This is a genomic window from Streptomyces viridochromogenes (assembly GCF_001270495.1).
Taxonomy (GTDB): Bacteria; Actinomycetota; Actinomycetes; order Streptomycetales; family Streptomycetaceae; genus Streptomyces; species Streptomyces viridochromogenes_A.
The window spans coordinates 53,176-70,571 of the sequence record NZ_LGUR01000216.1 but is presented as its reverse complement, the minus strand read 5'-3'; the positions used below and the strand labels follow the sequence as shown (position 1 = coordinate 70,571).

The following is a 17,396-nucleotide window of genomic DNA, read 5'->3' as shown; positions in this document are numbered from 1 at the left end:
CCTCGGGCATGCAGTACGTGCACCGCAGGTTGCAGCGGTCCGTCAGCGAGACCCGCAGGTCGGTGGCCACTCGGCCGTAGGTGTCGATGAGCACGTGGGGCCTCATACGGCCAGGAGTTCGGCCGGCGACGACACCTGGGCCATGGGGCCGGAACGGTGGATGGGGCCCGGGATGCGGGACAGGGGCAGGCCGGTGCCGCCGTTGATGAGGGCGATGATCTCGGCGGTGATGGAGATCGCCGTCTCTTCGGGGGTGTGGGCGCCGAGGTCGAGTCCGATCGGTGAGCGCAGGCGGGCGAGGTGTTCCTCGGGCACGCCGGCCTCACGCAGACGTTCCAGGCGGTGTTCGTGGGTGCGGCGGGAGCCCATCGCGCCGATGTAGCCGACCGGAAGGTCGAGGGCCAGGCGGAGCAGGGGGATGTCGAACTTGGCGTCGTGGGTGAGGACGCAGATCGCGGTACGGGCGTCGACCTCGGCGCGCTCCAGGTAGCGGTGCGGCCAGTCGGCGACGACCTCGGCGGCGTACGGAAAGCGGGCCGGGGTGGCGAAGACGGGGCGGGCGTCGCAGACGGTGACCCGGTAGCCGAGGAAGCGTCCGGCCTGGCTGAGGGCGGCGGCGAAGTCGACGGCGCCGAAGATCAGCATGCGGGGCGGCGCTGCGTGGGTGTGGACCAGGAGTGTCAGCTTCTCCGGGCAGGTGTCGGCGTCCCCGCCGACTTCGACGCGGGCGGTCCGGCCTGCCCGCAGCAGCGCGCGGACCTGGGTGGCCACCGTACGGTCCTGCTGTCGGCTGCCCAGGGTCCCCTCGTACGCGCTGCCGCCCCCGAGAACGGACAGGGTGCGGCCGAGAAGGCGCTGCGGCCCGTCGATCACCTGTGCCACGGCGACGGGCACACCGGCCGACACGTGTTCCAGGGCGGTGGTGAGGTGGGACTGGTCGGCGGGGTCGATCCGCTGGACCAGGACCTCGATCTCGCCGCCGCAGGTCAGGCCCACGGCGAAGGCGTCGTCGTCGTCGGAGTAGCCGAACGAGGCCCGTATCGGGGGTTCGCCCGTATCCAGCACCTGTCGGCACAGCTCGTAGACGGCGCCTTCCACACATCCTCCGGAGATGCTGCCGACCGCCTCGCCGTCCGTGCTCACGGCCAGTGCGGTGCCGGGTGGCAGGGGTGCGCTGCCGCTGACCCGGATCACGGTGGCGAGGGCGAAGGGGCGGTCCTCGCGGCACCAGCGGTACAGCGTGTCCGCGATGTTCAGCATGAGTGGCTCTCCTGGGGGAGGTTGGGCAGCCCGCCGCCGCGCCGGCGTAGGGGGATGGAGGGCACGGCGGCGGGCCGGTCAGTGGGACGGCTGTCAGGGCCCCGCCCGGGTGGCGGGAGGGGCCCCTGCCGCCCGGGGTTCAGAGCAGGGCTTCGGCGGTGATGGGCAGGTCGCGGACGCGACGGCCGGTGGCGTTGAAGACCGCGTTCGCGATGGCCGGCGCGACCCCGACCTTCACGATCTCGCCGAGGCCCTTGACGCCGATGGGGTCGGCGTGGAGGTCCTCCCCGTCCAGGTAGATCGCCTTGATGTCGGGGATGTCGGCGTTGACGGGCACGAGGTAGTCGGCGAGGTTGGCGTTGACGATCCGGCCGTCGCGGTGGTCGGTGGCCGTGTGCTCCAGCAGGGCCTGCCCGACGCCGCCCACCATGGCGCCGAGGGCCTGGCTGTCGGCGAGCTTGGGACTGATGATCCGCCCGACGTCGTAGACGCCCAGCATGCGCCGCATCCGCACCAGACCCAGCCGCCGGTCGACGGCCACCTCGGCGAACGTCACGCTGTAGGCGTTCATGGAGTAACGGTCGTCGCCGCTCGGGGTGAAGGTCCCGCGCGTCTCCAGGTGCGTACGGCTGTTACGGGCCAGCAGTTGCCGGTAGGTCTCCCCGCGCGCGGGGTTGCTCTTGACGTGCAGCCGGCCGCCGCGGACCACGATGTCGTCGGCGTCGACGCCGTGCAGCGGTGACCGCTCGTCCTCGACGGCGAGTTTGATCGCCTCCTGTCGCAGCTTGTCGCAGCCGTCCTGGACGGCGGAGCCGACACCGGCCATGGTCTGCGATCCGCCGTGCGGCGGGGACGGCGGGAAGGTGGAGTCGCCGAGTTCGAAGCGGACCGTGCGCATGGTCAGGCCGAGGGCGTCGGCGGCGAGCTGGGTCACGGAGGTGTAGGTGCCGGGGCCCATGTCGCTGGTCGACGCCTGGACCAGGGCCGTGCCGTCGGCGTCCAGCCTGACCCGTGCCTCGGACTGCATGCGCAGGGTGTCGTAGATACCGCTGGCCATGCCCATGCCGATCAGCCAGTCGCCGTCCCGCCGGGAGCGGGGCTTGGGGTTGCGCCGGTGCCAGCCGAACGCGCGGGCTCCGGTCCGCAGGCACTCGGTCAGGCGCCGGGTGGACCAGGGCAGCCCGTTGACAGGGTCCTCCTGCGGTTCGTTGCGCAGCCGCAGCTCTATCGGGTCGATGCCGGTCTCGTGGGCGAGTTCGTCCATGGCCGACTCGATGGCGAAGGCGGCGCTGGACCAGCCGGGGCCGCGCATGAACGTCGGGGTGTTCACGTCCAGCGGCACGGTCCGGTACGCCTGGCGGACGTGGGGCGTGGCGTAGAGCATCTGCCCCGGGTTCATCACGCCCTCGACGTAGTGCTCGTACGAGGACGTCTCGGCCCGTATCCGGTGGAGCGCCGCGGTCACGCGTCCGCCTCGGGTGCTGCCCAGACGCAGCCCGTACTCGTAGGCGGGCCGGTAGCCCACCCCGTAGTAGAGCTGCTCGCGGGTCAGGACCAGTTTGACCGGGCGGCGGATCTGGCGGGCGGCGAGGGCCGCGATGGTGGTGTGCGGCCAGGTACGCAGCCCGTTGCCGAACGCGCCGCCGACGAACGGCGAGATGACGCGCACGTTCTCCGCCGACATGCCGAACACGGCGGCGAGTTCGTCCCGAGCGCCCACCGTCCACTGGGTCTTGTCCCACACGGTGAGCTTCTCGCCGTCCCAGCGGGCGATGGTGGCGTGCGGCTCCAGCGCGTTGTGGTGGTTACGGGTGAGCCGGTAGGTGCCCTCCAGTTTGACCACCGCCGACGCCAGCGCGTCTTCGGGGTTGCCGCGCACGTAGTTCTGCGGCGGCAGGGGGTCGTTCTCCGGGACCCCGGATGCCGACATGTCGGTCGACGGCTTCTCGGCGTCGTAGGAGACCTTCACCAGGTCCGCGGCGTGCTGGGCGGCCTCCAGTGTGCGGGCGACGACCACGGCGACGGGCTGCCCCAGGAAGCGGACCTTGTCGTCCTGGAAGACGTGCAGCCGTTCGCCGCTGCGGGGGTCCAACCAGGCGCCCGGGTTGTCGCGGTAGGCCAGTGCGGGTTTGTCGAGGTGGCTGATGAGGCCCAGGACGCCGGGCTGGGCGTCGGCGGCGCGGGTGTCGATGCCGGTGATCCGTCCGCGCGCGACACTGCTGTCGACGATGACGGCATGCACGACTCCGTCGATGTCGTGGTCGGCGGTGTACTTGGCCTGGCCGGTCACCTTCAGCCGTCCGTCCACCCGGGACAGCGGGGCGCCGACGGCTGCCTGCGGCTGCGGGCTCACTTGCCACCTCCCACGATGCGCAGCTGGCGCTCGACGGTCCGTTTGAGCAACTCGACCTTGAAACGGTTGTGTTGGAGGGGCCGGGCCCCGTCGGCGGCGTGTTCGGCGGCCTTGGTCCACAGGGCGTCGGACGGCCGCCGCCCGATCAGCTGCCGTTCGACGGCGGTGAGCTTCCAGGGCACGGTGCCCACGCCTCCGGCAGCCACCTTCGCCTCGCGGATCACCCCGTGCCGGATGTGCAGGGCGACGGCCGCCGAGGTCAGCGCGAACTCGTAGGACTGCCGGTCGCGGACCTTCAGATAGCCCGACCTCAGCGGGCGCGGAAGGGCCGGAAGCTCGACCGCGGTGATCAACTCGCCTGGGCGCAGGGCCTGTTCACGGTTCGGGGTGCTGCCCGGCTTGAGCAGGAAGTCGGCGAAGGGCACGGTGCGCTCGCCGTCCGCCCCCATCAGGTGCACGCTCGCTTCCAGGGCGGCGAAGGCCACGGCCACGTCGGAGGGATGCGTGGCCACGCAGTCGTCGGAGGTGCCGAGGATCGCGTGGGTGCGGTTGACGCCGTGCAGGGCCGCGCAACCGGAGCCCGGCTCACGCTTGTTGCAGGCGGCCGTCACATCGCGGAAGTACGTGCACCGGGTGCGCTGCATGATGTTGCCGCCGATGGTCGCCATGTTCCGCAGCTGCGCGGACGCGCTCAGCTCCAGGGCCTGCGAGATCACCGGGTACAGGGCGCGCACCCCCCGGTGGGCGGCGGCCTCGGACATCCGCACCAGCGCGCCGATGCGCAGGCCCCCGCGCCGGGTGACCATGATCTCGCGCAGCGGCAGGGCGCTGATGTCGACCAGCGTGCGGGGGCGTTCGACGGTCTCGCGCATCAGGTCGACCAGCGTGGTGCCGCCGGCGATGTAACGGCCGCCGTCGCGGCCGGCGTGGAGGGCTTGCCGGGTGTCGGTGGCCCTGGTGTAGGAGAAGGGATGCATGGGGGCCGTGCCTCATTTCCCGTGCGCGGTCTGCTCGACCGCGCGCACGATCTTCACGTAGCAGCCGCAGCGGCAGATGTTGCCGCTCATGAACTCCCGGATCTCCTCCGGTGAGCCGGTGTGGCCCTCCTTGATGCAGCCGACGCCGGACATGATCTGGCCGGAGGTGCAGAAACCGCACTGGAAGGCGTCCTGGTCGATGAACGCCTGCTGCAGCGGGTGCAGCCGTTCGCCCTTGGCCAGGCCCTCGATGGTGGTGACCTCGGCGCCGTCCAGCCGGACCGCCAGCGTCAGGCAGGAGTTGACCCGCTGTCCGTCGACCAGGACGGTGCAGGCGCCGCAGGCGCCGGCGTTGCAGCCCTTCTTCGATCCGGTCAGCCCCATGCGTTCGCGCAGCAGGTCCAGCAGCGAGGTCCGGTTGTCGACCGTGACGGTGCGGCGCTCGCCGTTGACGGTCACGGAGACGCTGCTGGTGGGCGGCGCCTGGGTGGCGGCGTCCGCCGGCTCGACGCCGAACACGGACGGCCCGCCTATCAGGCCGCCCGCCACGACAGCACTGCCGACGGCCGTGGTCGCGATGAACGTGCGCCGGGACGGGGCGGACGAAGATCCCTCGGAATATCCCTCCGAATATCCTTCGGAGGGAGAGACAGTTGACTCGGGGGGTTCGATGGACATGCCCACTCTCTTGGTCGACGGAAGACGGATGGCGTACCGACCACCGTCATGTGCACGAGTCAGCGTGAGTACGGGAGACGGTTCACGCCGCGGTGGACGAGCCGGGCCCTCGGCCCGCGAGGATGGCGGCGACCGGGGGGCGAACACGGTCGGCAGCCGCATCACCAGGCCCTCGGTGCGGCATGGCATCCACTGTGCTGCATGCGGCGCGATACAACGAGCAAGCAGTTTTGGGACGACTCCGGTAGCTACGACTGCCGTTGGTACGTCTGGCAGTAGCAGGCAGAGCGGTCGACCCGTAGCAGCCGCAGCGGTCCACCCGTCCGGTCGGTGGAGCCATGGCGGGGTGCGGAGAGAGCCAAGTCGGTGACCGCACGCTCTGGTTCGGTCCCCCCCTCGACGCCGGGCAGCCGACGGGCAGCCGACGGGCAGGGTGGGTAAGGCCGGGGAACCGATCGGCCGGTCCACGGATCACAAACGAAAAGCCTCTGCCTGACTGCCTGTTCCAGCCCGGAGCTCAAGAACAAGGTGCGCGGCATGAACGGCTCACGCGACGGCGTCCGCCCCGGCCACGCATCCTCTTCCCCACCCCCGGTGCCGCGTCACGTCAATCAGGCCGCCGACACGTCACGCCCTGGCCGCTAAGCCGTCGGCAGCACCGCCGTGACCTCCCAGCCCTGGCCGGTGGGACGGGGACCTGCGTGCAGTTCGCCGCCGAGGGCGGTGACGCGTTCGGTGAGGCCGACGAGGCCGAAGCCGCCGCCCCGCGCGGCCTGCGGGATCCGGGTGCCGCCGCGGCCGTCGTCGCGCACGGTCACCGTCAGGGCGCGGCCGTCGTGGGCCAGGTCCACGGTGACCTCGTCGGCGTCGGCGGCGTGGCGGCGGACGTTGGTCAGGGCCTCCTGGACGACGCGGTACGCGGCTGTCTGTACCTCGGCTGGGAGGTCGTCGGGTACGGCGGGGTCGCGGTGCAGGACGACCTTCGGGCCGACGGGGCCGCCGAAGCCCTCGACCAGGCTCGGGAGCGCCGCCAGATCGCCGAGCGGACGGCTCGCGCCGTCGGTTGCGGCGGTGTGGTCCGGGGCCTCGCGCAGCAGGCCGACGGTGCGCCGCATGGAGGCCAGGGCCTCGGTGGCGGAGGTTTCGATGTTCCGTAGCACGGGCCGCAGTTGGTCCGGGTCGGTGGCCAACATCTGGGCCATCTGCGTCTGCACCAGGATCCCCGTGACGTGATGGGCGACGAAGTCGTGCAGGTCGGCGGCCATCGCGAGGCGTTCGCTCCGGCGGGTCCTGTCGACCATCGCGCGGCGGCGGTGATCGAGGAAGCGCAGGTAGCCGCCCAGTCCGGCGGCCACCATGACCGGAAGCAGGAGCCCCAGCCCGGCTCCTCCGCCAGGCCCGTCGAGGGAGGGAAGCCTGGCAGGAAGGATGACGACGGCCACGCCGCACAGCCCCACGAACGCCGTCGCCCACCACCCGGGGCAGGAACGGACGGCAACCAGCAACAGGTACAGCAGTGTCGCGATTTCCCCCAGGCCGAACCCCATCGGCCAGTCGGTCAGGACAGCGACCACCGTCAACGCCACCGAGGCCCCGGCGGGTACCGCGATGCGCAGGGCGGGGCTGACCCACGCAGGCCGCCTGGCCGTGGGCCAGAGCACCGCGGCCAGGCACAGCGGCAGCACGGTGGCGGGCTGCAGCCACGGCGTCACGCTGTACCCGTCCTGCGGTCCCAGTGCCGCCATGAGGCCCGCTTCCAGCAGGTCCGTGCCGGCCGCCAGGATCATCAGGGCCACGCCGACCGCGTGCAGCCCTCTGTGCCGACGGCCGCCTGGCACGGCCGGTCCGTCGATCACGCGCACAAGGTTCACGGCGCCAGAGTAAGCATTCTGCGGCCCGGCAGGATCGGCCGAACGGCCATCGCCGCCCGAACGGGGGCCGCCTCGACAATGGCCGAATGGCCGAGGCGCGCGCGGGATCCCACGCGCTGGTACTGCTCGCCGTCCGGCAGGGCGCAGCCACCGTACCGACCGCACCCCCTGTCGCCCCCGGCTCCCGACCGGCACAGCACCGCCACCCAGTGCTGGACCGCGGCTACGCGGGCGGAACGCGGGTCACCGCGGTCGCCCGGCCACCGGGTTCCGCCCTGGCGCAGCGCTGTCGGCGCACCACCCGCAGCGGAATCCGCCATGGGCCGGTGATGTCAGCCGGCGGCGTCGCGCAGTGCCTCGTTGATATCGCTCAGCGCGCCGGTCAGCCGGCTGTAGTCGTCGCGGGCCACGGGCGTGACGAAGTACCGCTCGACGACACGAGAGTGAACGGTCACGGCCTGAAGGAACACGGTACGGCCGTGATCGGTCGGTTCCACCAGGACGATTCTGCGGTCGTCCGGTGACGGGACGCGGCAGACCAGGCCGGCTTCTTCCATACGGTCGATCAACCGGGTGGTGCCACTGCTGGTGAGGGTGAGGTCGTCGGCGAGCCGGCGCTGGGAGACCTCCTCGCCCGGCTTTCGGCACAGCCTGATGAGGACCTCCAGCATCGTGTGGCTGATCCCGCACTCCTGTCGCAGGTCGGTGTCGATCCGCTGCTCCAGGCGGGTCGCGGCTTTGATCAACAGCCCGAAGTCGTGAACGAGCTGGCTGTTTGCGGCGCGGGCGGCCTGCTCGCCCCGCCGGGTCGCGGCATTCACCTGCCCAGGTCCTCCCATCCTGACGGTCCTGGCCTGTGAGTTTACTGCCACATCACTTACTGATGTCTCAATTACTGAGCAATCAATTGCTGACTGCTCAACTAAATCCTATGGTGGACGCGCCGCCCCGCAGGCGGTCACATCGGATAGAGGGACACCCCATGGACCTGCAGTACTGGCTCGGCCGAGCCACCCACGCGGTACAGGACTGGGCCGACACCTTCGGCCCCTACCAGCCGCACCCGTCACTCCAGGTCGACGACGACCGCTTCGCGACAGCCTTCGAGGAGTTCACGGGGAGACTGCGGGAGAACTACCCGTTCTTCCACCCGCACTACGCGGGGCAGATGCTCAAGCCCCCGCACCCCGCCGCGATGGTCGGCTACCTCACCGCCATGCTGATCAACCCCAACAACCACGCTCTGGACGGCGGCCCCGCCACCGCCCGGATGGAACGCGAGGCGGTTGCTCAGCTGGCCGCCATGTTCGGCTACGACACCCACCTCGGCCACCTCACGACCAGCGGCACGATCGCCAACCTCGAAGCCCTCTTCGTCGCCCGCGAACTCCACCCCGGCCGAGGTGTCGCGTACAGCGCGGACGCCCACTACACCCACGGCCGCATGTGCCGTGTGCTGGGGATGGAGGGACACGCGGTCCCCACGGACAACCGGGGACGTATGGACCTCGACGCGCTGGAGGACCTGCTGCGCGGCGGCCGGGTGGGCACGGTCGTGCTGACCGCCGGAACCACCGGGCTGGGCGCCGTCGACCCGATCCACGAGGCCCTGCTCCTCAAAGAGCGTTACGGCGTCCGCCTCCACGTCGACGCCGCCTATGGCGGCTTCTTCACCCTGCTGGCCGGTGCCGACGGGCCCGAGGGACTCGCGCCCGAGCCCTGGCAGGCGATCGCCCGGTGCGACTCGGTCGTCGTCGACCCGCACAAACACGGGCTCCAGCCCTACGGCTGCGGGGCCGTGCTCTTCCGCGACCCCGAGGTGGGGCGCTTCTACCTCCACGACTCGCCCTACACCTACTTCACCTCCAGCGAGCTCCACCTCGGCGAGATCAGCCTGGAATGCTCACGCGCCGGCGCCTCGGCCGCCGCCCTGTGGCTCACCCTCCAGCTCCTCCCGCCCACCGCCGACGGCCTGGGCCGGGTGCTGGCGGCGGGCCGCCGGGCCGCTTTGAAGTGGGCACAACTGATCACCACCTCCGACCACCTGGAGCTCTACCAACAGCCGGAACTGGACATCGTCAGCTACTTCCCCGTTGTCGACCCCGCCACCCTGAGCGGCATCGACACGGCCTCCGCCCGCATCCTCGCGGACGGCATGACGAGCCCCGACCCGGTGTTCCTGAGCACCCTGAGAGCCGACCGCGAGGCGTTCACCGCACGCCACCCCAAAATCACCGCGGACGCCGACAGCGCGCGCATCCTCCGCAGCGTGCTGATGAAACCGGAATCCGAGCACCACGTGGAGCACATCCACTACCACGTCGAACGGCTCACCCGATCCTGAGGGCGACGACCGCCCGCGCATCAGGCGAGGACTGCCAGGCGGCAGGGGGCACGTCGCCGTTGAAGATGCAGAGCGGCGCGATCCACAAGGCCGAATCGCTCGCCCAGCGCGAGGAGCGTGCGTGCCTGCTGCGCGCTGAGGCGTACCTGACGCTCATCACCTCGTCGTGGCGAACCATCCGGCCGCAAGTTCCTATCAAGCCGTAGGGAAATCCCCACAGTTCACGGCAGTCGACCTGCGAGCGTGAACGCTCAAGTAGCGTCTCCGGACACTCCGCTCCAACGGCCTCCCCACCCCCATGTCGACGGAGACCACACCCATGTCCGCTGTGACGAACGCATCCGGGTCCGGTTCGCCGGACGCAAGATGGAGCTCGGCCGACTGTTCCGCAACCGGTGGCACCACCCCCGCTCCTCCGACCGTCCTGATGGACGACCAGGCACTCGCGGACTTCCTTGCCGTGGCTGCCGCTGAGTACCAACTCATCACCCCCGAAGCCCCATTGCCCTGTTTCGCGCTCTTGCTCGGCAACGCGGAGGCGACGACCTACCACGTACGGCGTGTCGCCTTCGGCCGTAACGCCCGCACCAGTGATCCGGCGGCTCGACGGGAGTTCCGCGAGACGATCGTGCCGAAGTTCGGGCCTGCCTACGAGAACGAGCACCGCGGCTGGTGGATGGACTCCAGCGACCTCCTCAGTGCGTCCCGCGAGGCCGAGGCCCTGGGGATGGACCTGCTCGGCTCCATCCACATGCACCCGGACTGGCACCGCCTCGGCCCGCCGTCGGAACGCGGCCAGATGCTCAGCGAGCGCCCGACTCCCATGGACCGTCATCTCTTCGGCCGGACCGGGTGGCCCCTCAACATCATCTGTTACCTGGAGCGCCGGGACGGCGAGTTCTACCACGCCCTGGGCGCCTGGGCTCCGCCTCCCCAGCACCCAGCCGAAGGTTCCGAGGGCGCCGAGTGCCCCGAGGTCGATCTGCGTATCCGTACGAGTTCACTGATGAAGGTGTGACAGCGATGCAGCAGCCCGAAGGAACGAACACCCCCGCCCAGGTCGGCGTCGAGGCCGGCACCCAGGACGACGCTCGGGCGATCCGCGCCCTGTGGGCCGAGATGGCCCGCGGCTGGGCGGCAGGTGACGCCGCGCTCTTCGCCGCGAGCTTCGCGGAGGACTGTGACTTCACGACCGTACGAGGCGACAAGCCCTTCGGCCGGGCCGGCGTCGCGGCCGGGCACGACGCCCTCTTCCAGGGGCCGTACGCCGGAACCGTCCTCGACGCACGCGTCGTGGCCGTCCGATTCCTCCGCCCCGACCTGGCCACGGTGGAGGCGGAGTCGACCGTCACCGCCCCGGACGGGCAGCCGCTGACCACCACGCACGCGTTGGCCGTCGTGGAACGGACAGCACAGCGCCACTGGTTGATCAGCGCGTTCCACAACATGATCCCCGCGCCCCGCCCGGTGCAGCAGGCCCCCGACTCGAAGGATTCCACCGTGGACGAACCCACCGCCGCCCGGCCGAGACTGCGCCACCTGGCCATCGTGGCCCGCGACCCGGAGAAGCTGGCCGAGTTCTACTCCTCGGTCTTCGCGATGGAACTCTTCCACCGTGATCCGGACGGCAGTTGCTTCCTGTCCGACGGCTATCTCTCCCTCGCCCTGATCAAGCATCAGCTCGACGGTGAGACCCCGGTCGGCTTCAACCACTTCGGATTCCACATCGAGGACACGGCGGCCACCACCGAGGCCCTGGTGGCGGCCGGCACTCCGAAGCCGGCTGAACGCTTCACCAACCGTCCCTTCGCCGAGTACCGGGCGATGGATCCGGAGGGCAACTGGTTCGACCTCTCGGAACACGGCTTCGGCGGCCCGCGTCCGCCGTCCGACTCCACCGGGTCCTGAACCCCGACCAGATACTCCGCAGGGCCGCGCAACCACGCGACAGCTGTAGCCGCGGACCGAGGCGGAGGCACAGCGCGTACCGCCGATGATCGCCCCGGCCCTGGTCGACACCGCACTCGCACCCCGGCTGCCGGACGCGTGACGACGCTGCGACGCCAGGCGGCCCGCCGCTGTCGCCGCCCTGGACGGCAGCGGCGGAGCCGGGGTGGGGCCTTCGCCACCCGGCCGCCACCGGTCGCCAAGGAGGCACTCGCCAACGGCCGGGGAGTCGCCGGACCGGCTCTGACGGGCGTGCCCCTGGTGCTGCTGCGGCAGTTCCCCGGCGCCCGCAAGTACCGCAAGTACTTCGCCTACCTCCCCGAAGGACCCGTCGCCGACTGGACCAACCCCGACTTCGGGACGGTGTGCCGCCGTTCCTGGCCGGCGCGTGCGGCGGTCCAGGTGATGTGTGGGGGCTCGACGCGTGCGCCCGCCCACCCGCACCGGTCGGCGCCGCATCGCCGCACTGGGCCGCATCCAGCGCGGCGCATTCCGGCCGGCCTGCGGCTCAGTGGCTGTCGCGGATGGTGGTCGCGATGCCGTTGCTGATCACGACCTCGGCGGTGAAGCCTTTCTTGGCGGCCGTCTCCAGTTTGGCTGCGGTGCACCGGATGCCGCCCTGGCCGCCTTCACCCGGGTTCGTGTCCCTCGTCGAGGGGATGCGTACGGGCGGCATGCGCCGCCCGGTCGTCGTCGGTGGCGCCGACGGCTTGAGAACCGCCTCGGGGCTCGACGGCGTGGTGGCGCGGTCAGGCCAGTTGGTCGCGGAGCCACTGCAGGCTCCAGGGGACGATCTCCTGGGCCTTCTGCATGGCGCTGTGGGTGGCGTTCGGCACGAGCCGGACGACGGTGTTCGGGCGGGACTCGAGGGGCCTGGAGTCGTCGGCCGGGACGTGCTGGTCCTGGTCTCCGTTGACGTACAGCAGCGGCACGGGGTCGCTGCCCCAGTCGTCCAGGAGCCCCTGCGTACGCAGCGAGAAGGCGGCCATGGCGGCCTGGAGTTCGGCGAGGCTCGGCTCGGCGTCCAGCCGCAGGGAGTTGCCGAAGATGCCGGGCATGCCGAATCGGAGCCGGGCGGCGGCCTCGGGGGAGAAGGCGGTGTCGATGAGCCCGCCGATGCTCACCGCGGCGTCGACCATCCGGCGCATCACTTCAGCCTTGAGAGACCCGCGCGTGATCACGAACACGACCGGAACCGCCGTCCGTCCCGCAGCCGAGAGCGGTGTCTTCCGGATCGGCGGCGACCTGCCGGTCAATCGCCTCGGCTTCGGCACCATGCGCCTGACCGGCCCCGGAGTCTCGGGGGAGCCTGCCGACCGCGCCGAGGCCGTGCGCGTGCTGCGCCGTGCGGGTTTCGGTGCGGCGTCCTCAGGGCCGGCGGACGGCATCAGCGAGGGGCCGGGCGAACCAGAGCCGGCTGTGGACGGCGATGGTGAGCCAGGGTGGGTGCCGGCGGGCTCCAGGGATCCGTCGGCGCTCCTGCTTGATTCGGTGATCAGGCCATGAGAACCCGTTTCCGCAGGAGGGCGACCTTCGACGACGCCTGAGTTCCACGGCAGGGTAAGGCCGGCGGTAACGGCGTCACGGTCGCGCCCGATGCCCGCGGCGACCCGGACGTCCGCGATGGTGTCGCCGGCGACGCCGGTGCTGGTGGAGAGGTCGGTGCGGTTGGTGAGGCCGACGAAGACATCGCTGATGCCGGCCTAGTTACGTATCAGGCCGACCTGCTGTGCGGTGACGAAGACGTCGGACCCGTTGTCCATGCCGTGCGCGATGCGGTCGGCGATGGGGCGGAACCGGGAGGCCTCGGTGATGGCGAAGATGTAGCGCAGCATGCCGCGCGCCTGGGCGGTGCGGTCGGTGCCGCGGATGCCGAGGTCCCTGAGGCTGTTCTCAAGGCTGGACTCGTTCAGGTTGACGGCGGTCAGCGACTGGTTCGCGACGCGGGCGAGGGCGTCGTAGCCCTCCTTGCCGAGGAACCAGTTGTCGTCGGCGTCCTCATGGTTGGGGACGTCGGAGGCGAGGTTCAGGACGAAGTCGTGCGGGGTGTCGCTGGAGAAGAACCGCACGACGCAGAAGTCGCTGAGCCGTACGATCGCATGCACCGCGGGGGTGCGGTCGCCGCTGCTGATCACGATGTCGGCGAAACCCTGGCTCTCCGTGTCGCCGGTGATGGCGCCGTTCACCTCGGTGTCGACGTTGGGCATGACGCGGCCGTTGGCCGAGGTCTCGGCGAGGTTGCGCAGCTGGTCGAGCATGGTCAGATAGGCGCCCGAGCCGCGGTTGATGTTCCAGGGGACCTGTGGGAAGTCGACGTGTTCCTTGCCGGCGACGGTCTCGGCGTTGATCGTCACATGGTCCGCCGCCGTCGAGGCGGATGTCTCGGTGTCCCTGGGCACTGTGAAGAACACCAGGATCCCGAGAAGGACGGACAAGGTGACCGCGATCAGGACGCTGGTGGGCATGGTGTGCTCCGGTTGTTCGACGTGCAGCGATGTCACGACCGACACTCACAGCCGGGAGGTTGTCTGACAGGCCCCTTTTGCCGCCGCATACAATTCCGGAGGATCGAGTTCCACGTTACTTGTCCGGACGTAACGCCGCCGTCGCTCCACGCCTCTACCTTGCGGGCGACACGCTGGTGCAGGACGCCACCGGCGTACGGCGGCTGCCCGGCAACCTGCTCGACGCCCCGCCCGCCTCTTCGCGCCGGGACCGAAGCCCTCGCCCGCGCGCTCGCCCCGCGCACGTTTCCCGGAGCGCCACGCGCGCTCCACGAGCAGGGCGGGAGTTGTGCAGCATGCCGAGTGCGTCCAGTTCGTCCCAGTGGACGCTGAGAGGGATCAGCCGGCCAAAGGACACGACCGGGGCGTGGCACCTCGGGGGCCGTCGGCGCCGCAGTGGACTTCGGGGGCCGCATCGCCCTACCGGCCCTGCGGCGCACGGCCGGCCGTCATGGACGCACGACGACGGTCCATCCGGGGTTGTAGGTGTCCGGCACCGGAAAACGTTGCCAGTCGCGCGCCCAGTGCGGTGGGTTCCGCTCGCGAAGGACCAGCGCACTGGGGTGCGCCGGGGGATCCGACTCCGTGACCGAGCAGCCCGCGGTGTGGGCGATGGGAATCGTCGAACGGTTCCCCGCGAGGACACACGGCGGGTGCACTCCGTGCTCGCGCAGCACGGAGGCGATCCGGTCCCAGTCTCCGCGGGCCCGCTGCTGGATGCCCGCATGTGTGTGGACGAGCCCGATCTGGATGCCCCAGTGCCCGAGGAGTGCCAGGGCGAGCACCGCGGCCGTCGGCAGTGAACGGCGGGTGCGGGCCCGGTGGACCACGGCGAGGAGCCCGACAGCGGCAGGGAGCGCCAGCAGGGCGTAGGCCGGCAGGAGGAACCGCGGCGCGGCGTAGGGGACGAGGAAGAGATACGGCGCCGCCGTGGCCGCCGCCACCGCCACGGACAGCCACAGCGGTGCAGCGGACCGGCGCGCCCGGCGCTCCGCCCACAGCCCCAGGCCGACCAGCAGCGGCAGCAGCACCCACCACTCCGTCACGGGCAGCGATACGGTGTCGCCCGTGCAGGGACGGCACAGCAGCGGGCCGTCCAGCGCGGTGAGATGGTCGCGCAGGGAGAAGACGGCCCGCAGGCCGCCCTGGACCTGGTCGGCCTCCGCGAGCCGGCTGCGCACCCCGCCGAACCGCACCTCGGCCTCGACGACCCAGGGCAGCGCACCCGCCACGAGTCCGGCCGCCGCGGCCGACAGACGCCCCCAGAGGTGGCCGCGCAGTGCGGGCATCAGTACGGCGGCCAGGAGCAGCGGCGCGGCGACGGCCACACCGTCGTTGGGCCGCATCAGGGTCACCACCGCCAGTCCTGCCGCGACACCCGCGTACCGGGGACGCGGCGCGAGGAAACAGCCCACCGCGGCGGTGGCACCCATCGCGGTGTAGTGGTTCGGCATCGCGGAACCGGCGTAGAACAGAGTGACCCACAGGCTGCCGTACAGCCCGGCCGCCACCCACACCGCCGCCGGGCGGTGCACGATGCGCAGCCAGGGCCGGAATCCCAGCCAGAGCGCACCGCCGGCCAGCAGGAGCAGCCACACCCTGAGCAGTACCGTCGAGTCGCTCCAGGAGGCGATCGGAGCAAGCAGCAGGGGGACCCCGCGGGTGCGCGGGGCGCTGAACGGGGTCGCGGGACCGTACGGCCCGAAGCGGCTGGCGTACACGAGCTCGTCCCAGCCGAGCGGCAGTGTGAGCGGTACGAGGACGGCCGACACCACACAGAACCCGGCGACCACGATCCACAGCATCCGCCGTGCCGAGGCCGCTGTGCGATCCGCGTTCATCCGACCCACCCCAGCTTGCGCCGCCCACGGCGCACCGCTGCGCGGGCGAGGATGCCTGCCGTGGCGGCGAGCACGGTGGCACGGTCGCGCCAGTCGGCCGGGCCGGGCGGTGGAGCGGACCGCTGGGCCCGCTCCTGAACCAGGGTGCTGAACAGCCGCTCGTAGCGGTCGGCGACGCCCTCCGGGGTGAATCGTTTCGCCGCACTGGCCCGGGCGGCCCTGCCCATCTCCGCACGCCGTCCGTCGTCCCGCATCAGTGCCAGCAGCGCGTCCGCCACACCCCGGGTGCTGTCGCGCGGGACGAGACAGCCGTCCACACCGTGGCGGATGATCTCGCCGGGCCCGTGGGGGCAGTCGGTGCTCACCACGGGCAGGCCGCAGCGCATGGCCTCCACGATCGTCATCCCGAACGACTCGTGCGCGGAGGTCACCGCGGCGATGGAGCCCTTGACCCACTCGGCCTCGATGGGAGTGGCCGAACCCATCAGGAGGACCCGGTCACCCAGGCCGTGGTGGGCTATCCGGTCGGCTATCCGGGCGCGTTCCGCGCCGTCCCCGTAGATGCGCAGGGACCAGTCGGGGCAGGCCGCACCGGCCAGGGCGAACGCGTCGACCAGCATCTCGTACCGCTTGACGCGGGCCAGCCGTCCCGCCGCGACGACGACCTTGGCCGCCGCGTCGGCCGGCGGCACCGAGGGTTCGGGAACGCTGTTGGGGATGGCCAGCACCCGGGTGCGCGGCAGCCGCATGCCGCGCCGGTGGTCGCGCGCGTCGGCCTCGGTCATGGTGACCAGCGCGTCGAGACCGCCGTACCAGCGTTGGAGTTCCGTCCGCAGTCGGTGCGGGTGGTTGTCGTGGGTGAGGTGCTCCTGGCCGACGAGCACGGCATGTCGTGGTCCGAACCGGGCCAGCAGCGCGTTGAGTCCGGCCCTGGTGCCCACGACGACGTCGGCGTCCGTCTCCCGCAGCCAGTCGATGACCCGCTGCTCGGCGAGCCGGTGGTACTGGTGCGAGCGGCTGTCCCCCTTCGGGAAGACCTCCCCGGCCCGCCGGGCGAGGGGGTGTGCCGCGTCCTCGGATCCCTTGCGCCGGTCCACCAGGGCCCGCAGCGGTACCTCCGGCGACCGCCCCAGTTGTGGTGTCTCGCGGTGCCGGAAGACGGACACGAGTTCCACCTGGTGTCGCCCGGCGAGCGTGTCGGCGAGTGTCATGGTCGTCCGTACGGTGCCGCCCATCGCGTAGGCGTTGTGCAGCAGGAAGGCGATGCGCACGTGCGGCGTCCCCCGTTTTCCCTGTGAAATGGCTGGTCAGTGTCACTGTGTTCGCCTTCGGCGAGGCGACCGCACCCCGTGCCGGCCAGAGGCGGCGGGGTTACGGGCGGGCCCTGCCGCCCGCGTTCTGCGAAGGCTCCGCGCGGGTCGGTTCGGGGCAGGTCGGTTCGAGCCCGACAGGCCGGCGACCGATCCGGGTGGCCGACGGCGGCGCCTTGCGCGGGCCCGGTCTCGCGATCTTCAGGCGGAGGGTGCTCCGGTGAGGACTTCCACGCGGCCGGTGTCGAAGAGGAGCTCCGGTGGCACCCGGGAGTCGGTGCAGGACAGGATCACGCCGTAGGGGTCCTGCT

Annotated in this window: 15 protein-coding genes and 1 pseudogene; 5 read left to right on the top strand and 11 right to left on the bottom strand. The window is 71.3% G+C overall.

The window, feature by feature from the left end:
- Positions 1 to 102: 102 nt before the first annotated feature.
- The 6 genes from ADK36_RS29100 to ADK36_RS29075 all read right to left on the bottom strand — a co-directional run bounded on the left by ADK36_RS29100 (position 103) and on the right by ADK36_RS29075 (position 7,960).
- Positions 103 to 1,260 (bottom strand): XdhC family protein, encoded by a 1,158-nt coding sequence (locus ADK36_RS29100; protein ID WP_053199586.1) that lies wholly within the window; start codon positions 1,258 to 1,260, stop codon positions 103 to 105.
- 139 nt (positions 1,261 to 1,399) lie between these two features.
- On the bottom strand, positions 1,400 to 3,613 hold the full coding sequence (locus ADK36_RS29095) for a xanthine dehydrogenase family protein molybdopterin-binding subunit (RefSeq protein WP_053199584.1): 2,214 nt from the start codon (positions 3,611 to 3,613) through the stop codon (positions 1,400 to 1,402).
- Entirely contained in the window at positions 3,610 to 4,590 is a 981-nt protein-coding gene (locus ADK36_RS29090; RefSeq protein WP_048587245.1) for an FAD binding domain-containing protein, read from the bottom strand. The genes ADK36_RS29095 and ADK36_RS29090 overlap by 4 nt, the downstream gene beginning before the upstream one ends.
- A 12-nt stretch (positions 4,591 to 4,602) precedes the next feature.
- Positions 4,603 to 5,268 (bottom strand): (2Fe-2S)-binding protein, encoded by a 666-nt coding sequence (locus tag ADK36_RS29085; protein WP_063776974.1) that lies wholly within the window; start codon positions 5,266 to 5,268, stop codon positions 4,603 to 4,605.
- A gap of 641 nt (positions 5,269 to 5,909) precedes the next feature.
- Positions 5,910 to 7,139, bottom strand: a complete 1,230-nt coding sequence (locus tag ADK36_RS29080) for a histidine kinase (protein WP_053199582.1) — start codon at positions 7,137 to 7,139, stop codon at positions 5,910 to 5,912.
- Between the two features lie 332 nt (positions 7,140 to 7,471).
- Positions 7,472 to 7,960: a MarR family winged helix-turn-helix transcriptional regulator gene (locus tag ADK36_RS29075; protein ID WP_107083967.1), complete on the bottom strand. Its 489-nt coding sequence runs from the start codon at positions 7,958 to 7,960 to the stop codon at positions 7,472 to 7,474.
- A gap of 161 nt (positions 7,961 to 8,121) precedes the next feature.
- Here ADK36_RS29075 and ADK36_RS29070 point away from each other — a divergent pair, with 161 nt between their 5' ends.
- From ADK36_RS29070 to ADK36_RS29055, 4 genes are all read left to right on the top strand, one after another.
- A complete protein-coding gene (locus ADK36_RS29070) occupies positions 8,122 to 9,483 on the top strand; it encodes a pyridoxal phosphate-dependent decarboxylase family protein (protein WP_048587242.1) in 1,362 nt (453 codons plus the stop codon).
- Between the two features lie 59 nt (positions 9,484 to 9,542).
- The gene (locus ADK36_RS49090; RefSeq protein WP_159029340.1) at positions 9,543 to 9,689 is read left to right on the top strand and encodes a hypothetical protein; all 147 of its coding nucleotides are present in this window, start codon (positions 9,543 to 9,545) and stop codon (positions 9,687 to 9,689) included.
- A 221-nt stretch (positions 9,690 to 9,910) separates the two neighbouring features.
- Entirely contained in the window at positions 9,911 to 10,501 is a 591-nt protein-coding gene (locus ADK36_RS29060; RefSeq protein WP_053199580.1) for a hypothetical protein, read from the top strand.
- A gap of 5 nt (positions 10,502 to 10,506) precedes the next feature.
- Positions 10,507 to 11,391, top strand: a complete 885-nt coding sequence (locus ADK36_RS29055) for an SgcJ/EcaC family oxidoreductase (RefSeq protein ID WP_053199579.1) — start codon at positions 10,507 to 10,509, stop codon at positions 11,389 to 11,391.
- Between the two features lie 547 nt (positions 11,392 to 11,938).
- Here ADK36_RS29055 and ADK36_RS49085 read toward each other — a convergent pair.
- Together ADK36_RS49085 and ADK36_RS29050 are read right to left on the bottom strand one after the other, a co-directional pair.
- A complete protein-coding gene (locus ADK36_RS49085) occupies positions 11,939 to 12,106 on the bottom strand; it encodes a hypothetical protein (protein WP_159029290.1) in 168 nt (55 codons plus the stop codon).
- Between the two features lie 73 nt (positions 12,107 to 12,179).
- Positions 12,180 to 12,578, bottom strand: coding sequence for an alpha/beta fold hydrolase (locus tag ADK36_RS29050; protein ID WP_159391214.1), 399 nt, complete (start codon positions 12,576 to 12,578; stop codon positions 12,180 to 12,182).
- A gap of 28 nt (positions 12,579 to 12,606) precedes the next feature.
- Here ADK36_RS29050 and ADK36_RS46870 point away from each other — a divergent pair.
- A pseudogene (locus tag ADK36_RS46870) lies at positions 12,607 to 12,780 on the top strand (oxidoreductase); the annotation flags it as partial.
- Positions 12,781 to 13,133: 353 nt separating this feature from the next.
- On the opposite strand, the gene ADK36_RS29040 reads toward ADK36_RS46870, so the two are convergent.
- From ADK36_RS29040 to ADK36_RS29030, 3 genes are all read right to left on the bottom strand, one after another.
- On the bottom strand, positions 13,134 to 13,895 hold the full coding sequence (locus ADK36_RS29040; protein WP_053199591.1) for a ribosome-inactivating family protein: 762 nt from the start codon (positions 13,893 to 13,895) through the stop codon (positions 13,134 to 13,136).
- A 488-nt stretch (positions 13,896 to 14,383) separates the two neighbouring features.
- Positions 14,384 to 15,775 (bottom strand): hypothetical protein, encoded by a 1,392-nt coding sequence (locus tag ADK36_RS29035; protein ID WP_053199573.1) that lies wholly within the window; start codon positions 15,773 to 15,775, stop codon positions 14,384 to 14,386.
- Positions 15,772 to 17,046, bottom strand: a complete 1,275-nt coding sequence (locus ADK36_RS29030) for a glycosyltransferase (RefSeq protein ID WP_053199572.1) — start codon at positions 17,044 to 17,046, stop codon at positions 15,772 to 15,774. Before ADK36_RS29030 ends, ADK36_RS29035 begins: the two co-directional genes overlap by 4 nt.
- Between the last annotated feature and the right edge of the window lie 350 nt (positions 17,047 to 17,396).

Coding starts and splice junctions, on each gene's coding strand:
- ADK36_RS29055 (WP_053199579.1), top strand. CDS start 10,507: ATGCAGCAGCCCGAAGGAACGAACACCCCCGCCCAGGTCGGCGTCGAG.
- ADK36_RS29090 (WP_048587245.1), bottom strand. CDS start 4,590: ATGCATCCCTTCTCCTACACCAGGGCCACCGACACCCGGCAAGCCCTC.
- ADK36_RS29100 (WP_053199586.1), bottom strand. CDS start 1,260: ATGCTGAACATCGCGGACACGCTGTACCGCTGGTGCCGCGAGGACCGC.
- ADK36_RS29060 (WP_053199580.1), top strand. CDS start 9,911: ATGGACGACCAGGCACTCGCGGACTTCCTTGCCGTGGCTGCCGCTGAG.
- ADK36_RS29050 (WP_159391214.1), bottom strand. CDS start 12,578: ATGCGCCGGATGGTCGACGCCGCGGTGAGCATCGGCGGGCTCATCGAC.
- ADK36_RS29085 (WP_063776974.1), bottom strand. CDS start 5,268: ATGTCCATCGAACCCCCCGAGTCAACTGTCTCTCCCTCCGAAGGATAT.
- ADK36_RS29070 (WP_048587242.1), top strand. CDS start 8,122: ATGGACCTGCAGTACTGGCTCGGCCGAGCCACCCACGCGGTACAGGAC.
- ADK36_RS49085 (WP_159029290.1), bottom strand. CDS start 12,106: ATGCCGCCCGTACGCATCCCCTCGACGAGGGACACGAACCCGGGTGAA.
- ADK36_RS29040 (WP_053199591.1), bottom strand. CDS start 13,895: ATGCCCACCAGCGTCCTGATCGCGGTCACCTTGTCCGTCCTTCTCGGG.
- ADK36_RS29035 (WP_053199573.1), bottom strand. CDS start 15,775: ATGAACGCGGATCGCACAGCGGCCTCGGCACGGCGGATGCTGTGGATC.